The organism is Enterobacter sp. C3_dUdeg (genome assembly GCF_057536195.1).
This window is the reverse complement of record NZ_BAAKFX010000014.1, coordinates 34,458-49,900: the sequence shown is the minus strand read 5'-3', so window position 1 is coordinate 49,900 and position 15,443 is coordinate 34,458. Positions and strand designations below refer to the sequence as shown.

The following is a 15,443-nucleotide window of genomic DNA, read 5'->3' as shown; positions in this document are numbered from 1 at the left end:
TGACGGGTATACAGATACAAAAAAAGCGAGTCATAAGACTCGCTTCTCACAGGCGTCAATGCAACCTTATTTTTTAGCGGCGAAACGCGCTGCTGCTTCGTCCCAGTTCACCACGTCCCAGAAGGCTTTGATGTAGTCCGGACGACGGTTCTGGAATTTCAGGTAGTAAGCGTGTTCCCACACGTCCAGACCCAGGATTGGGAAGCCGGATGCGCCAGAAATCGCTTCACCCATCAGCGGGGAGTCCTGGTTAGCAGTAGAAACCACCGCCAGCTTGTCGCCTTTCAGAACCAGCCACGCCCAGCCAGAGCCGAAACGGGTTGCAGCGGCTTTTTCGAATTCCGCTTTGAAGTTGTCAACGGAACCGAAGTCGCGCTCGATAGCCGCTTTCAGGTCGCCCTGCAGGGTGGTACCGGTTTTCAGGCCTTTCCAGAACAGGCTGTGGTTAGCGTGGCCGCCAGCGTTGTTACGCAGAACGGTTTTCTTGTCCGCTGGCAGCTGGTCCAGCTTGGTGATCAGCTCTTCAGCAGACAGGTTAGCGAACTCTGGCAGGCTTTCCAGCGCGGCGTTCGCGTTGTTCACATAGGTCTGGTGGTGTTTAGTGTGATGGATTTCCATCGTCTGCTTGTCGAAATGCGGTTCCAGTGCGTCGTAGGCATACGGCAGGGATGGCAGTGTATAACTCATAATCCTCTCCATTATTGTCGGGCGGCACAGCTGTTAATGCCGCGTAAGCAGTTGGTTCATTATAGTTAATTAAATGATATTGAAAATGATTATCAATGCCGTAGTTTTTATAAGGTTATTCGTTTTTCGATTAATCGCGAAATTGTGAGTCTGCTCACGCGGTTAACGTGCTGATTGCCATCCAGAACACATCTGCGGCAACCTTCTGAAGGTCTCCAAACCGCCTAATTTTTACACTCCTCAAGTCGGTGGGAAGCCACTGACGATAAAAACGATGAGGGTGTAAAAATGAATCATGCGATTACGATGGGTATCTTCTGGCATTTGATAGGCGCTGCCAGTGCAGCCTGTTTCTATGCTCCGTTTAAAAAAGTGAGAGGCTGGTCATGGGAAACCATGTGGTCCGTTGGCGGTATCGTGTCCTGGCTGATTTTGCCCTGGACCATTAGCGCCATGCTGCTGCCCGATTTCTGGGGCTACTTCTCCTCCTTCAGCGCCGCCACCCTGCTGCCAGTGTTCCTGTTCGGCGCGATGTGGGGCGTCGGCAACATCAACTATGGCCTCACCATGCGTTATCTCGGCATGTCGATGGGGATTGGTATCGCGATTGGCATCACGCTGATCGTCGGTACCCTGATGACGCCAATTCTCAACGGCAACTTCGACGTGCTTATTAATACTCAGGGTGGGCGGATGACGCTCCTGGGCGTGCTGGTGGCGGTCATTGGCGTAGGAATTGTGACGCGTGCGGGGCAGTTGAAAGAGCGCAAGATGGGCATTAAAGCTGAAGATTTTAACCTGAAGAAAGGTCTGCTGCTGGCGGTGATGTGCGGCATTTTCTCGGCCGGCATGTCGTTCGCGATGAACGCCGCCAAACCGATGCACGAAGCGGCGGCCGCGCTGGGCGTCGACCCGCTGTACGTTGCGCTACCAAGCTATGTCGTGATTATGGGTGGCGGCGCGATGGTTAACCTGGGCTTCTGCTTCATTCGTCTGACAAAAGTAAAAAACCTGTCGGTAAAAACCGATTTCTCGCTGGCAACATCGCTCATCATCACCAACGTGCTGCTCTCCGCTCTGGGCGGCCTGATGTGGTATTTGCAGTTCTTCTTCTACGCCTGGGGCCACGCCAGTATTCCGGCGCAATACGACTATATAAGCTGGATGCTGCACATGAGTTTCTACGTACTTTGCGGCGGGCTGGTTGGGCTGGTGCTGAAAGAGTGGACGAACGCCGGACGCCGTCCGGTTGGCGTACTGAGCCTCGGCTGCGTGGTGATTATTATCGCTGCCAATATCGTCGGCCTCGGCATGGCAAACTGATTACGCCCCCTTTCGACTGCGATGACGCCACTGTACCGGCGTCATCCCCACCTCGCGGTTAAACACCACCGAAAAGTAGTTACTGTCCTCAAAGCCGCAGCGCATCGCCACATCACTGACCATCCACTCCGTATGCTGGAGGAGATATTGTGCATGGCAGATGCGCAGCTGGCGCAGGTAGTGGTTCACCGTCATCCCGGTCAGGGTGCGGAAATGCTGGCGCAACGCGCGCTCGCTGCACTGTTCCTGCTCGCAGAATTTATCCAGTACAAAGTTTTTATTCAGGCTGCCCGCAAGCCGGGTGATGAGCTTATCCAGCAGCGCTTCCTGCGTTGTGGCGGAGGGGTTATCAGTGGCGTAACGATGGCGCTTCAACGTCATCACCAGCTGGGCGAAAAGCAACTCCGCCAGCTGGTTAGCAACGGGGTCGTTCTTCTGGCTCTCCTGCTCCAGTTGAGAAATAACCTGCCGTACCTGAGCCATGCCGCTACTGCTTAAGCGCCAGTGCGGAGAACCCTTAGCATCAAGAAAGCCCGGAATGCTCGCGGCCCAGTCCACGTTAAGCTTGAGCCTGTCCGGACAGTAAATAACGTTTTGCAGCACCAGGTCGTTAACCGAGGCGTAGGAGTGTTTATCATCCGCGCGAATGTAGAACAGGTCTCCGCGCGTGATGCGGTAGGGGCGGTCGTTGAGGATGTGCAGGCCGTTACCGCGCCAAACCAGCACCAGCTCGCAAAACTCGTGGGTATGTTCGGCAAAGACGTCCTGCGGGTAGCGATCGGCCACCGTGACGGCCTGACTCGCGGAGGCAAAAAAATCATCTTTGCGAAGAATTAACTGAGCAGCCACACCACGACCTCTACGCCGAATAACCTGACACTATTAGCTTTTTTGCGGAAATAAAACGGTGACTGCCCTCGCGTTACTGAAGCATCGCGTCTTTTCCCTGGCGAATATCGCGCGGAGACCAGTTAAATTCCCGGCGAAACAGCGTTGAAAAGTGATTGCTGTCGCCAAAACCGCAGCAATAGGCAATATCCGTGACGCTATCGTCGGTATGACGTAAAAGATGACGCGCTTTGATCAGGCGCAGACGGTTAAGGTAGCGTTGCGGCGTCAGTCCGGTGTGCTGTTTAAGCTGGCGATGCAGGGTACGCAACGACAGGGAAAAATCATCCGCAAGCGTTTCCCAGCAGACATCCTCGGCAAAATGTTCTTCCAGCCAGGCCATCAGATGGTTCAGGCGCGCGTTGTTATCTTCCAGCCCTTCCACCAGGCTGCTGCGGCGCAGCAGCACCAGAAGCTGCATAAACAGCAATTCGCGCGTGGCAATGGCGTGCGTCTCCTGCCCGTCCTCGCTCTTCTCCATCTGGCTCACCAGCTGACGCACCTGCTGCAGGATGGACTGATTCACCCGCCAGTGCGACGGATAGTGTCCGTCTTGCTCCTGGGGCAACAGCTGGCTCAGCCCCGAAAGAAACTGGAACGCGTCCGGGGAACGGTAAAGCACATTCGTCAGACACAGGTTGTCGGTATGTTCATACAGGTGCCGGTCGTGGTCGCGCACGAAGCACACCGTACCGCCGCTGATGGTATAAGGCTGGCCATTGAAAACATGAATACCCGTCCCGCGCTCAACAATCACAATTTCGTGAAAATCATGATGATGCTCCGGGAACGCAGCCTGAGGAAGCCGTGGCTCAATCGCGACAGGCGAACCTCCTGAAGGAAAAAAATCCACGCAGTGCAGTACGGTCATAACGGCCCCCACCAATGAAAAATGTTCTCAAAATAGTAATTAAGGCCTCCCACACTCACCTTCAATTTTTGGCAGTAAACCTCGCAAAAGCTGTCCATTTTTCAAGAAACAGGGGGAAAGATCGGGAAATGCGCCCAGCGTCACACTGCCTGAGCATCCCGTCACTGCTGGAAACTGTGAACGCCCTCACATTCACCTTTGCTTTCTTGCCAGCGCGAGATTTGGCCTGTCAGTGGTGAGAAGGTGACTTTTTCTTCCCTTTTTTACACTCACCGCTAATGACTTAAGAAAGGACCCGACCATGACTTTTCGCCATTGTGTGGCTGTCGATTTAGGCGCATCCAGCGGCCGCGTAATGCTCGCGAGCTGGGACCGTGAGCAGCACGCGCTTTCGCTTCGCGAAATGCACCGTTTCGCCAACTGCCTGCAAAAGCAGGACGGTTTTGATACCTGGGATATCGATGCCCTGGAGGCAGAGATCCGTACCGGACTGAACAACGTCTGCAACGGTGGCATTCGCATCGACAGCATCGGCATTGATACCTGGGGCGTGGACTACGTTCTGCTTGATAGCCATGGCGAGCGCGTCGGCTTGCCGGTTTCTTATCGCGACAGCCGTACCGACGGCCTGATGGCGAACGCTATCGCCCAGCTTGGCAAGGACAACATCTACGGGCGCAGCGGCATTCAGTTTCTGCCGTTTAACACGCTTTATCAGCTGCGTGCCCTGGTCGAGCAACAGCCGGAGCTGGTCGCGGACGTGGCTCATGCGCTGCTGATCCCGGACTACCTGAGCTATCGCCTGACCGGCAACATGAACTGGGAATATACCAACGCCACCACCACGCAACTGGTCAATATCAACTCGGATAGCTGGGATGAACATCTGCTGGCCTGGACGGGGGCGTCGCCTTCCTGGTTCGGCACACCCACCCACCCGGGTAACGTGATCGGTCACTGGATTTGCCCCCAGGGGAACGCAATCCCTGTCGTTGCCGTCGCCAGCCACGATACCGCCAGCGCGGTAATAGCGTCCCCACTTGCAAGCAAAGACGCGGCTTACCTCTCGTCCGGCACCTGGTCGCTGATGGGCTTTGAGAGCAAAACCCCGTACGCCAGCGATGCCGCGATGGCCGCAAACATTACCAACGAAGGCGGTGCCGAAGGCCGCTACCGCGTACTGAAAAACATCATGGGGCTGTGGCTGCTCCAGCGGGTGCTGAAAGAGCAAAACATTACCGACCTGCCCGCGCTTATCGCCGAAACCGAGAAGCTGAAGGCCTGTACGTTCCTGATCAACCCGAACGATGACCGCTTTATCAACCCGGCGCACATGAGCGCCGAAATTCAGGCCGCCTGCGTCGAGGGCGGGCAGCCGGTGCCGTCGAGCCCTTCAGAACTGGCGCGCTGCATTTTTGACAGCCTCGCCCTGCTGTATGCCGACATCCTCAGCGAGCTGGCGAGCCTTCGCGGAAAACCGTTTAGCCAGCTGCATATCGTGGGCGGCGGCTGCCAGAACCAGCTGCTGAACCAGCTCTGCGCCGATGCCTGCGGCATCACCGTGGTGGCGGGTCCCGTGGAGGCCTCCACGCTCGGGAATATCGGCATTCAGCTGATGACCCTGGACGAACTTTCCAGCGTTGACGACTTCCGTTCGGTGGTGGCGGCTAACGCCAGCCTGACCACCTTCACCCCCAATCCCTGCCGTGAAATTGCTCGCTTTCGGGCGCAGTTTCAGCAAAACCGACTGACTAAGGAGCTTTGCGCATGACAACTCAATTAGAACAAGCCTGGGGCCTGGCTAAACAGCGTTTCGCCGCCGTCGGCGTGGATGTCGAAGAGGCGCTGCGCCAGCTCGACCGTCTGCCCGTCTCCATGCACTGCTGGCAGGGCGATGACGTCGCCGGTTTCGAGAACCCAGGCGGTTCCCTGACGGGTGGTATTCAGGCCACTGGTAACTACCCCGGCAAAGCGCGTAACGCGACCGAACTGCGCGCCGACCTGGAGCTGGCGCTGAGCCTGATCCCGGGGCCAAAACGCCTGAACCTGCATGCGATTTACCTCGAATCCGACGAGCCAGTGGCGCGCAATGAAATCAAACCGGAACACTTTAAGAACTGGGTGGAGTGGGCCAAAGCCAACCGGCTGGGCCTGGACTTTAATCCGTCCTGTTTCTCACATCCGCTGAGCGCGGACGGTTTTACCCTCGCCCACGCGGACGACGACATCCGCCAGTTCTGGATCGACCACGTGAAGGCCAGCCGCCGCGTTTCGGCGTATTTCGGCGAGCAGCTCGGCACGCCGTCGGTGATGAACATCTGGATCCCGGACGGCATGAAGGATATCACCGTCGACCGTCTGGCCCCGCGCCAGCGCCTGCTGGCCGCGCTGGATGAGGCCATCAGCGAGAAGCTGGACCCGGCGTACCACATCGACGCCGTAGAGAGCAAGCTGTTCGGCATTGGCGCCGAGAGCTACACCGTGGGCTCGAACGAGTTCTACATGGGTTACGCCACCAGCCGCCAGACCGCGCTGTGTCTGGATGCCGGCCACTTCCACCCGACCGAGGTGATCTCCGACAAAATCTCCGCCGCCATGCTCTACGTGCCGCGCCTGCTGCTGCACGTCAGCCGTCCGGTGCGCTGGGACAGCGATCACGTGGTGCTGCTGGATGACGAAACCCAGGCGATTGCCAGCGAAATCATCCGTCACGACCTCTTTGACCGCGTACACATCGGCCTCGACTTCTTCGATGCTTCCATCAACCGCATCGCAGCGTGGGTTATCGGCACCCGCAACATGAAGAAAGCCCTGCTGCGCGCGCTGCTGGAGCCTGTCGCCGCGCTGAAACAGCTGGAGGCTAACGGCGACTACACCGCCCGTCTGGCGCTGCTGGAAGAGCAGAAATCCCTGCCGTGGCAGGCGGTGTGGGAGATGTACTGTCAGCGTAACGACGCCCCGGCGGGCAGCCAGTGGCTGGACAACGTGCGGGCATACGAGAAAGACGTGTTGAGTCAGCGCGGGTAATTTTGCCCTCACCCTAACCCTCTCCCACAGGGAGAGGGAACTTTTACCCCCTCTCCCTGTGGGAGAGGGCCGGGGTGAGGGTTCAACCTCACCGCGATAACTGGAAAATGAAGACTATGCAGACCATCACCACTTCCTGGTTCGTCCAGGGCATGATCAAAGCCACCTCCGACGCCTGGCTGAAAGGCTGGGACGAGCGCAACGGCGGCAACCTGACGCTGCGCCTGGACGACGCGGATATTGAACCGTTCGCGGCCGATTTCCACCAGAAGCCGCGCTATATCGCGCTGAGCCAGCCGATGCCGCTGCTCGCCAACACGCCGTTTATCGTCACCGGTTCCGGCAAGTTCTTCCGTAACGTCCAGCTCGACCCGGAGGCCAACCTCGGCGTGGTGAAAGTGGACAGCGACGGCGCGGGCTACCACATTCTGTGGGGACTGACCGACGAGGCGGTGCCCACCTCCGAACTGCCGGCGCACTTCCTCTCCCACTGCGAGCGCATCAGGGCGACGAACGGCAAAGACCGCGTGATCATGCACTGCCACGCCACCAACCTGATCGCCCTGACCTACGTGCTGGAAAACAGCGCCGACTTCATCACCCGCAAGCTGTGGGAAGGCAGTACCGAGTGTCTGGTGGTGTTCCCGGACGGCGTGGGCATTCTGCCGTGGATGGTGCCGGGTACCGACGAAATCGGCCAGGCAACCGCCGTCGATATGCAAAAACATGCTCTGGTGCTGTGGCCGTTCCACGGCGTGTTCGGCAGCGGCCCAACGCTGGATGAAACCTTTGGCCTGATCGACACCGCCGAAAAATCAGCGGAAGTGCTGGTGAAGGTGTACTCCATGGGCGGCATGAAGCAGACCATTTCCCGGGAAGAACTCATCGCCCTCGGCAAGCGCTTTGGCGTGAGCCCGTTGCAATCCGCGCTGGATTTATACGCATAACGCCTTCGCAGGAAAAACGTTGATTGTTAAGGAGAATTATCATGAGCTTTATGTTGGCACTTCCAAAAATCAGCCTTCACGGCGCGGGCGCAATCGGCGATATGGTCAACCTGGTTGCGAACAAGCAGTGGGGAAAAGCGCTGATTGTCACCGACGGCCAGCTGGTAAAGCTGGGTCTGCTCGACAGCCTGTTTACCGCGCTGGACGCCCATCAGATGTCGTATCACCTGTTCGATGAGGTGTTCCCGAATCCGACGGAAGCGCTTGTGCAAAAAGGAATTTCGGCTTACCGGGACGCGGAGTGTGATTACGTGATTGCCTTTGGCGGCGGCAGCCCGATTGACACCGCCAAGGCGATTAAAATCCTCACCGCCAACCCCGGCCCGTCAACCGATTATTCCGGCGTCGGCAAGGTGAAAAATGCGGGCGTGCCGCTGGTGGCAATTAATACCACCGCAGGCACGGCGGCGGAGATGACCAGCAATGCGGTGATCGTCAACTTCGCGCGGCAGGTGAAAGAGGTGATTATCGACCCGAACATCATCCCGGACATCGCCGTAGACGATGCCAGCGTGATGCTCAATATTCCCGCCTCCGTGACTGCCGCAACCGGTATGGATGCCCTGACCCATGCCATTGAAGCCTACGTATCCGTTGGCGCGCACCCGCTCACCGACGCCAACGCGCTGGAAGCAATTCGCCTGATCAACCTGTGGCTGCCGGAAGCGGTCGAAGACGGTCATAACCTTGAGGCGCGCGAGCAGATGGCGTTTGGCCAGTATCTGGCGGGCATGGCGTTTAACAGTGCGGGTCTCGGCCTTGTGCATGCCCTGGCGCACCAGCCGGGCGCGACGCACAACCTGCCGCACGGCGTATGCAACGCCATCCTGCTGCCGATCGTCGAAAGCTTTAACCGCCCGAACGCGGTCGCGCGTTTTGCCCGCGTGGCGCAGGCGATGGGCGTCGATACCCGCGGCATGAGCGATGAAGCCGCCAACATGTCCGCCATTCAGGCGATTCGCGACCTGAGCGCTCGCGTCGGCATCCCTGCGGGCTTTAGCCAGCTCGGCGTGACCAAAGCCGATATTGAAGGCTGGCTGGATAAAGCGCTCGCCGATCCGTGTGCGCCGTGCAATCCGCGCGCCGCCAGCCGCGATGAGGTCCGCGAGCTGTACCTGGAGGCACTATGATCCGCAAAGCCTTTATGATGCAGGTAAACCCGGACGCGCACGAGGAGTACGCGCGTCGACACAATCCGATCTGGCCGGAGCTGGAAAAGGTGTTGAAAGACCACGGCGCACACCACTACGCCATTTATCTCGATAGGGCCCGCAGCCTGCTGTTTGCGACCGTAGAGATTGAATCGGAGGAGCGCTGGAGCGCGGTAGCGAATACCGACGTCTGCCAGCGCTGGTGGAAACATATGGGCGACGTCATGCCGTCGAACCCGGATAACAGCCCGGTGAGTACGGAGCTTAAAGAGGTCTTTTACCTGGACTGATGTGTTAACGCTGCTGCCCCCGCGGCGGCGGCGATCTCCTGCCTGCTGCTCAGCGTAAACGCCGACACCACCGTAATCGCCAGCACGAAACAGCCCAGCATCAGATACGTCTCCTGGAAGCCGATCCGGTCATACATATTCCCGGCAAAAGCGGAGAGGAAAATGGCCGCCGACTGCTTGGCGAACTGGAAGCCGATCAGATAGATAGTCGCTGACAGTCGGGTATCAAACACCCCGGTGATGTACTTAAATGCACCCACCAGCAGGAAGGGGACTTCCAGCGCGTGCAGCATCTTGAGGGCAATCACCTCCACGGCGGTGGTGGCGAACGATGAACCGATAATGCGCGTCGCCATAATCACCCCGGCGATCAGCAGCGTGTTCTTCGCGCCGATGCGGTTAATGATCCACGGCGAGCAAAACATAATGATGGCGTTACAGATTTCCCCCGCAGTCGTTGCGAAACCAAAGGCGCGGGTTCCTTCCTGCGGCGTGGCGAAGAAGGTTTTAAAGAAGGTGGCAAACTGCTGGTCGAAAACGTCATACACGCAGGCCACGCCAATCACATAGAGGATAAACATCCACATTCTGCGCTGGCGGAACAGGTTGAACACGGTTTTGGCGGTGATTTGCGGCTGGTTCGCGCCCAGGGCATCCATGACCTGCGCCGTCTGGTTGGGCTTTGGCTTCGCCACCACCAGCAGCAGCATCAGCAGCAATGCCGCTCCCGATCCCATCCAGAAAACGTACGATGGATCGATGCCGAACAGGATGCCGCCCGTTGAGGCGCACAAGCCCCAGCCGAGGCAGCCAAACATCCGCGCCTTGCCGTACTCAAAGAAGCTGTTGCGGCTCACGCGCTCAATGTAGGCCTCAATCGCCCCCGATCCGGCCGAAAATACAAAACCGATATACAGCCCGCCGCTCAGCGCGCCCAGCCAGATATTGGCTTTCAGCAGCGGCGCGAAGACGTACAGGAAGAACGGCGCGAACAGAAACAGCAGCACCGCGATGATCCACAGAAGGTGTTTTTTCAGCCCCAGCTTGTCCGAAATCACGCCCAGCACTGGCTGGAAGGCGATAGCCGACAGCGAGATGCAGGAGAAGACAATCCCGGTGTGGGTTTTATTCAGGCCGATGATGTCCGACAGCCAAATCGGCAGGAACGGAAAGCAGGTGGCCATGATGAAGAAGTAGAGAAAGAAGAACAGCCCAAAGATCCAGAAGTTAGGGTTGTCTTTGTGGGTACAGGTTGTTGTGTTCATTATTTTTATCCTCAACGGAGGGCCGGTTCCCCGGCCCGTCACCCTTACACGCGTTCGACGCCAATCAGAATGGCGGTTTCCGGATCCAGAATCGGCAGCGCAATGCCCGCCTGCATCAGCCACTCGCCGCTCACCGTTTGCGGCGTTTCCATCCACACCGGCAGCTTGCGCATGGTGTGCCCTCCCTCACCCGTAATCTGAATATTCGGGTGATCGAGCAGCGTGACGCGGTACCGCGCGCTGGCCTCCAGCCCCGCCATGCGCAGCGGCATCATCAGGCTGTAGTCCGGCATCGCGAGCTGGCTGACCATAAACAGCCCCTGAGCCTTATCTTCGCTAACAATACCCTGCGCCAGCGTGGTGGCGTCCGGCATATCAATTCGCCACTGGGTGCCGTGATGAATGACATTCCGCCACTGCTTGTGCAGCGCGGCGTAATGGCGATAGCCTTCGCGCTCCTGTGCGTCCACGGTGAGCGGATCCAGCTCCAGCCCCATATGGCCAAACAGAGCAGTCAGCCCGCGAAACTGGATACTATGCTGGCGGAAGGTGGCGTGGCATTGATGATGACCGATATGCGCACCCATCACCTCCGGCGGGAAGAAGTAGCTCATGCCGCGCTGGATGGTGCTGCGCTCCAGCGCGTCGTTGTTGTCGGACGCCCAGAAGCGGTGGCTGCGGGTCAGTACCTCATAATCAATGCGCCCGCCGCCGGAGGAGCAGGATTCAAACTCAATATGCGGGAAGCGCTCGCCCAGCACGTCCAGCAGGCGGTAAAACTGGCGGGTCTGGGCGTCGGCGGCGGCTTTACCGTTGTGTCCAGGCTGCACCAGCTCGCGGTTCATGTCCCACTTCACGTAGTCGACCGCATGCTCGCCCAGCAGCCAGCTCATGCGCTCCACCAGGTAATCAAAGGCCTCCGGGATGTTGAGATTGAGCACCAGCTGGTGTCGTCCGGTCGCCCGGGGATAGCCCGGCAGCGCCAGTACCCAGTCAGGATGCGCGCGGTACAAATCTGAATCCGGGTTGATCATCTCCGGCTCAACCCAGATGCCAAACTCCATGCCGAGCCGTTTGACGTGGTCGATCACCGGCGTCAGGCCGTTCGGGTATTTTTTCTCGTCCAGATACCAGTCGCCCAGCGCGGCATGGTCGTCGTTACGGCCTTTGAACCAGCCGTCATCAATGATGAAACGCTCCACGCCCAGCGCGGCAGCCTCGTCGGCCATGCGCTTAATGTAGTCCGGATCGTGGTTGAAGTAGATCCCTTCCCAGGTATTGAGGTGCACCGGGCGCGGTTTGTTTTCCGGGAAGCGGATGACGTTGTTGCGCAGGTAGCGATGAAACGGCTGGCTCATGCCGTTCAGGCCCTGCGTGGAGTAGCTGGCGTACAGGCGCGGCGTCCAGAGCGTATCGCCCTCCTCAACCGCCATTTCACCCGGCAGGTAGAGCGCTTCGGCCTGAAGATAGCGACGACCGTCGGTTTTCGCTTCCGCGCGCAGGCGGTGATTACCGCTCCAGCCCAGATGCACGCCCCAGACGTCGCCCTGCATTTCGCTGAACGACGGCGTACCGGCAATCAGCGCCGGGAAGTGCTCGTGGGAGGTTTTACCTCGACGGTTTTCAATCACGAAGCTGTCGTGTTCAAGCTTTACGCGGTGCGGCTGAAACTCTCTGATCCAGCGTCCGTGGAAGGCCATCACCTCCTGCGCGCGCTCGGCCACCGGCAGCGTGACGGCGAAACGGTCAACCTGCCAGGGGATCGCTTTCAGGTTCGTTAAACCGTGACGAACCACCAGCACGCCGCTGGCATCCAGCACCAGCTCGCTGGTCAGGCGCAGGCCCGCATGCTCATCTTCGGCGGTAATCGTCAGGGTGTTTACGTCCTGCTGCACCTGCGTGGTTTTGAACACCGGGGAACCGTCCAGCCCCTGGCGATGACCCTCAATGCCAGGCGAACCAAACAGACCATGCCCCAGCTCGGCCATCAGCGTGACCGGGGAGTCGACGTCAAGCCTGCCGTTGGCAACAGGACGCGCGAGCGTAGCAACATCCTGCGGCGAAAAGTGCTGAAGGTGAGGCCCCCAGTAGAGAATTTCGGCGAACGGATGGGTTTTGATCACCACGTCTACCGTCGTGGTTTCGAGTCGTAAAACGGGATCTTGCATCAGACATCTCCAGTCATCGGGATGATCTGAGTGTTGATCCGAAACGTTTCGGATACAAACCAAAACGTTTCGGTTCTGTGATCGGGTTTGGAATTTTAGTGGTTTAGGCCGTCTGGCCCGGAGAGAATTCAGGCTGCCAGAGCACCTGAAGCTGTTCAATATCGTCGCCGCTAATCAGCTGGCGCACCATATCGGCAATCTGTTTCCCGACGCCCTGGCGGGTGGACTGGATCACCGACGCCACCTCAATATCAACGATGCTGTCCTGCGGCAGGCCGTCATAGACCACCAGCGAGACGGCGTTGTCGCCGGATAAACGCCCCAGCTGCGCCAGCGCCATCGCCGCGCCGTCGCCGTGGGTGTTGCAGTCGGTGATGATGGCCGTGGGCGGCTGCGGCAGAGCAAGGAGTTCTTTGGTGGTGGCATACCCGACGCGGCGCGAAGGCGGCATGGCGCGCAGCCATTCGCTGGAAAGCCCGGCTTCCCGCAGGGCGTCCAGATAGCCCTGACGGCGCTGGGTGATAAACGCCTGATTGTTGCTTTCGCCAAGTAGCGCGATACGCTGATGGCCTTTCTCGATCAGCCAGCGGGTCGCCTGCCAGGTACCGGCGTAGTTGTCGAAGTCAAACCACGCGTACGGCTGCGGAAGGTGGCTGCGCCCGAGCGCCAGGAAAGGAAAACCGGCGGCCTGCAGCTGCTCAAGACGGGGATCGTGATCCAGCGTGTGCGCCACGATCAGCGCGTCGACGCGGCGGCTTTGCACCATGCGCATATAGCTGTGCTTATCCGCCAGATCGTCGTCGGCGATGAGCAACAGGTCGATCTCATGTCGTGCCAGTTCGTGGCTAATTTCGCCGACCATGTCCATAAATACGCTGTTATTGAGCGGAACAGGATGTACGGGAAACACCAGCCCGACGGCGTCAATTTTGCCCATCTTCAGGCGACGGGCGAAGGTGTTCGGTCGGTAACCACGGCGCTGAGCCTCTGCTTCCACGCGTGCGCGCGTCTCGGCGGAGACGTCGTCATATCCGTTGAGGGCGCGGCTGACGGTGGTGACTGACAGCCCCAGTTCTTTAGCAATGGCTTTAAGCGACATGAGTTTCCGTATCTCTGTTAGTTTTGTTCCGCCACCAGCAGCGCGTGCGTATCCGGCTCCAGCGCCTTAAAAATATGCGGCAGATCGGCGGGATAACAGATGTAATCTCCCGGGCCGAGTTCTTCCGCCGCGTCGATCAGGCCGACTAACGCGCGCCCCTGCGTCACAATAATGTGTTCAACGGACCCCGGCGGATGCGGCTGGGAAATGCGGTCTGCGCCCGGCTGGGTAAGCAGGAGGTATACGTCGCGTCGCGCGCCCGGCGGACATGCTGCCAGCAGTATCGCCTCGTAGTTGGCCTGTCCGGCAACGACCTTCGTACCTTCACCACGACGGATCACCTGAGTGGTAGGCTGCTGTGGTTCAAGCAGGCGGGCGAAAGGAATATCCAGCGCCACGCAAAGCGACCACAGCGTTTCGAGGCTCGGGTTACCGTTGCCTGATTCAAGCTGAGAAAGCGTGGATTTTGCGATCCCGGCACGGCGAGCGATTTCCGCCAGTGAAAGCCCGGTTCGCAGGCGTTCTCGCACCAAGCTTTTTGCGATTACGCTGATTGGCTGCGTCATAAAACGGCCTCTTTGTTCTTTAAATCGAACGAATCGTTCATCTTGAAAAACACTTCTGTTGCGTTCATTATAATGGATACCCGTTCGATATGGCTAAAAATGTATGAAGCATCATCTCTCTTGCCTGAAAGGCGACACCATAAAAGCAATCATCCTGGTCTGCCTCGCGGTCGGCGTGGTCGGGATGTCATACGGCTCCCTGGCGATGGCCTACGGTTTCCCGGTCTGGGTACCGTTTGTACTCTCCATCACCGTACTCGCGGGCGCGTCAGAGTTTATGTTTATTGGCATCGTGGCAAGCGGCGGTAACCCGCTGGCGGCCGCAGCCGCGGGGTTGCTGGTCAACGCGCGGCACGTGCCGTTTGGCGTGACGGTGCGTGAACTGGTCGGCAAACGTGGCCTGAGCCTGTTGGGCTGCCACATCATGAACGACGAAAGCGTGGTGTTTGGCCTGTCGCAAAAAACGCCCGAACAGCGCAAAGCGGCGTACTGGCTATGTGGTTTAGGCGTGGCGATTGTCTGGCCGCTGGGGGCCCTGCTGGGCGCTATGGTCGGCAAGCTGCTGCCGGATCCGGAAACCATCGGGCTGGATGCGGTATTCCCTGCCATATTGCTGGCGCTAGTGGTTCCCGCGTTTAAAAACCGTACCACGCTGATCCGCGCCTGCAGCGGCGCCGCGCTGTCACTGGCCGCCGTGCCGTTTGCCCCGGTGGGATTACCGGTGCTGCTCTCCTTACTGGGTCTCGCTGCGAGGAAAAAATAATGGGAAATATGACGTTTTTTATTCTCGGCATCGCCATTTTGTCTGCGGGAACGTATCTGATGCGTCTTGGCGGGGCGAAACTGGGCAGCAGGCTGGCATTGTCAGAGCGTTCACAGGCGCTGCTGTCAGATGCGGCAACGGTGTTGCTGTTTTCCGTGGCGCTGGCGACCACCTTTTATGAAGGTGACCACTTTGCCGGCATGGCGCGCGTGCTGGGCGTGGCGTTTGCGGTATTTCTGGCCTGGCGGAAAATGCCGTTAATTGTGGTGATCGTGGCGGCGGCAGTGGTAACCGCGCTGCTGCGCGTGGCGGGCATAAACTAAAAAAGCGCCCCGGGG

Annotated in this window: 15 protein-coding genes; 8 read left to right on the top strand and 7 right to left on the bottom strand. The window is 58.7% G+C overall.

The features are described from left to right. Positions 1–66 precede the first annotated feature (66 nt). Positions 67–687 carry a superoxide dismutase [Mn] gene (sodA, locus tag AC27FC_RS20830; RefSeq protein WP_004203668.1) on the bottom strand — a complete coding sequence of 207 codons (621 nt, stop codon included), beginning with the start codon at positions 685–687 and terminating at the stop codon, positions 67–69. Between the two features lie 288 nt (positions 688–975). Between sodA and rhaT the strand changes: the two genes are divergently transcribed. Beyond that, positions 976–2,010, top strand: a complete 1,035-nt coding sequence (rhaT, locus tag AC27FC_RS20825; protein ID WP_196355207.1) for an L-rhamnose/proton symporter RhaT — start codon at positions 976–978, stop codon at positions 2,008–2,010. Here the strand turns inward: rhaT and rhaR are convergent, their stop codons facing one another. Then, positions 2,011–2,859, bottom strand: coding sequence for an HTH-type transcriptional activator RhaR (gene rhaR / locus AC27FC_RS20820; protein ID WP_064673062.1), 849 nt, complete (start codon positions 2,857–2,859; stop codon positions 2,011–2,013). 73 nt (positions 2,860–2,932) lie between these two features. Next, positions 2,933–3,769 (bottom strand): HTH-type transcriptional activator RhaS, encoded by an 837-nt coding sequence (rhaS, locus tag AC27FC_RS20815; RefSeq protein ID WP_167819369.1) that lies wholly within the window; start codon positions 3,767–3,769, stop codon positions 2,933–2,935. A gap of 301 nt (positions 3,770–4,070) precedes the next feature. On the opposite strand from rhaS, the gene rhaB reads away from it, so the two are divergent. The 5 genes from rhaB to rhaM all read left to right on the top strand — a co-directional run bounded on the left by rhaB (position 4,071) and on the right by rhaM (position 9,244). Beyond that, entirely contained in the window at positions 4,071–5,540 is a 1,470-nt protein-coding gene (gene rhaB / locus AC27FC_RS20810; RefSeq protein WP_196355208.1) for a rhamnulokinase, read from the top strand. Beyond that, on the top strand, positions 5,537–6,796 hold the full coding sequence (rhaA, locus tag AC27FC_RS20805) for an L-rhamnose isomerase (RefSeq protein WP_196355209.1): 1,260 nt from the start codon (positions 5,537–5,539) through the stop codon (positions 6,794–6,796). Before rhaB ends, rhaA begins: the two co-directional genes overlap by 4 nt. Before the next feature lie 116 nt (positions 6,797–6,912). Continuing rightward, the gene (rhaD, locus tag AC27FC_RS20800; RefSeq protein WP_047059155.1) at positions 6,913–7,743 is read left to right on the top strand and encodes a rhamnulose-1-phosphate aldolase; all 831 of its coding nucleotides are present in this window, start codon (positions 6,913–6,915) and stop codon (positions 7,741–7,743) included. A gap of 41 nt (positions 7,744–7,784) precedes the next feature. Next, on the top strand, positions 7,785–8,933 hold the full coding sequence (fucO, locus tag AC27FC_RS20795) for a lactaldehyde reductase (protein WP_487160351.1): 1,149 nt from the start codon (positions 7,785–7,787) through the stop codon (positions 8,931–8,933). Continuing rightward, positions 8,930–9,244, top strand: a complete 315-nt coding sequence (gene rhaM, locus AC27FC_RS20790) for an L-rhamnose mutarotase (protein ID WP_048976990.1) — start codon at positions 8,930–8,932, stop codon at positions 9,242–9,244. Before fucO ends, rhaM begins: the two co-directional genes overlap by 4 nt. Here the strand turns inward: rhaM and AC27FC_RS20785 are convergent. The 4 genes from AC27FC_RS20785 to AC27FC_RS20770 form a co-directional block, all read right to left on the bottom strand. Further along, positions 9,232–10,509 (bottom strand): MFS transporter, encoded by a 1,278-nt coding sequence (locus AC27FC_RS20785; RefSeq protein WP_045888507.1) that lies wholly within the window; start codon positions 10,507–10,509, stop codon positions 9,232–9,234. The two genes, rhaM and AC27FC_RS20785, sit on opposite strands and share 13 nt — an antisense overlap. A gap of 44 nt (positions 10,510–10,553) precedes the next feature. After that, positions 10,554–12,677: an alpha-galactosidase gene (locus AC27FC_RS20780; RefSeq protein WP_196355211.1), complete on the bottom strand. Its 2,124-nt coding sequence runs from the start codon at positions 12,675–12,677 to the stop codon at positions 10,554–10,556. A gap of 103 nt (positions 12,678–12,780) precedes the next feature. Continuing rightward, positions 12,781–13,776, bottom strand: coding sequence for a LacI family DNA-binding transcriptional regulator (locus AC27FC_RS20775; RefSeq protein ID WP_196355212.1), 996 nt, complete (start codon positions 13,774–13,776; stop codon positions 12,781–12,783). Positions 13,777–13,793: 17 nt separating this feature from the next. Beyond that, positions 13,794–14,342 (bottom strand): helix-turn-helix domain-containing protein, encoded by a 549-nt coding sequence (locus tag AC27FC_RS20770; RefSeq protein ID WP_033146956.1) that lies wholly within the window; start codon positions 14,340–14,342, stop codon positions 13,794–13,796. Between the two features lie 103 nt (positions 14,343–14,445). Here AC27FC_RS20770 and AC27FC_RS20765 point away from each other — a divergent pair, with 103 nt between their 5' ends. Continuing rightward, positions 14,446–15,105 (top strand): AzlC family ABC transporter permease, encoded by a 660-nt coding sequence (locus tag AC27FC_RS20765; RefSeq protein ID WP_023309745.1) that lies wholly within the window; start codon positions 14,446–14,448, stop codon positions 15,103–15,105. Then, positions 15,105–15,428: an AzlD domain-containing protein gene (locus AC27FC_RS20760; RefSeq protein ID WP_033146957.1), complete on the top strand. Its 324-nt coding sequence runs from the start codon at positions 15,105–15,107 to the stop codon at positions 15,426–15,428. The genes AC27FC_RS20765 and AC27FC_RS20760 overlap by 1 nt, the downstream gene beginning before the upstream one ends. The last annotated feature ends 15 nt before the right edge of the window (positions 15,429–15,443 follow it).

Coding starts and splice junctions, on each gene's coding strand:
- AC27FC_RS20770 (WP_033146956.1), bottom strand. CDS start 14,342: ATGACGCAGCCAATCAGCGTAATCGCAAAAAGCTTGGTGCGAGAACGC.
- rhaB (WP_196355208.1), top strand. CDS start 4,071: ATGACTTTTCGCCATTGTGTGGCTGTCGATTTAGGCGCATCCAGCGGC.
- AC27FC_RS20780 (WP_196355211.1), bottom strand. CDS start 12,677: ATGCAAGATCCCGTTTTACGACTCGAAACCACGACGGTAGACGTGGTG.
- rhaD (WP_047059155.1), top strand. CDS start 6,913: ATGCAGACCATCACCACTTCCTGGTTCGTCCAGGGCATGATCAAAGCC.
- AC27FC_RS20785 (WP_045888507.1), bottom strand. CDS start 10,509: ATGAACACAACAACCTGTACCCACAAAGACAACCCTAACTTCTGGATC.
- sodA (WP_004203668.1), bottom strand. CDS start 687: ATGAGTTATACACTGCCATCCCTGCCGTATGCCTACGACGCACTGGAA.
- rhaT (WP_196355207.1), top strand. CDS start 976: ATGAATCATGCGATTACGATGGGTATCTTCTGGCATTTGATAGGCGCT.
- fucO (WP_487160351.1), top strand. CDS start 7,785: ATGAGCTTTATGTTGGCACTTCCAAAAATCAGCCTTCACGGCGCGGGC.
- rhaA (WP_196355209.1), top strand. CDS start 5,537: ATGACAACTCAATTAGAACAAGCCTGGGGCCTGGCTAAACAGCGTTTC.
- AC27FC_RS20775 (WP_196355212.1), bottom strand. CDS start 13,776: ATGTCGCTTAAAGCCATTGCTAAAGAACTGGGGCTGTCAGTCACCACC.
- rhaM (WP_048976990.1), top strand. CDS start 8,930: ATGATCCGCAAAGCCTTTATGATGCAGGTAAACCCGGACGCGCACGAG.
- AC27FC_RS20760 (WP_033146957.1), top strand. CDS start 15,105: ATGGGAAATATGACGTTTTTTATTCTCGGCATCGCCATTTTGTCTGCG.
- AC27FC_RS20765 (WP_023309745.1), top strand. CDS start 14,446: ATGAAGCATCATCTCTCTTGCCTGAAAGGCGACACCATAAAAGCAATC.
- rhaS (WP_167819369.1), bottom strand. CDS start 3,769: ATGACCGTACTGCACTGCGTGGATTTTTTTCCTTCAGGAGGTTCGCCT.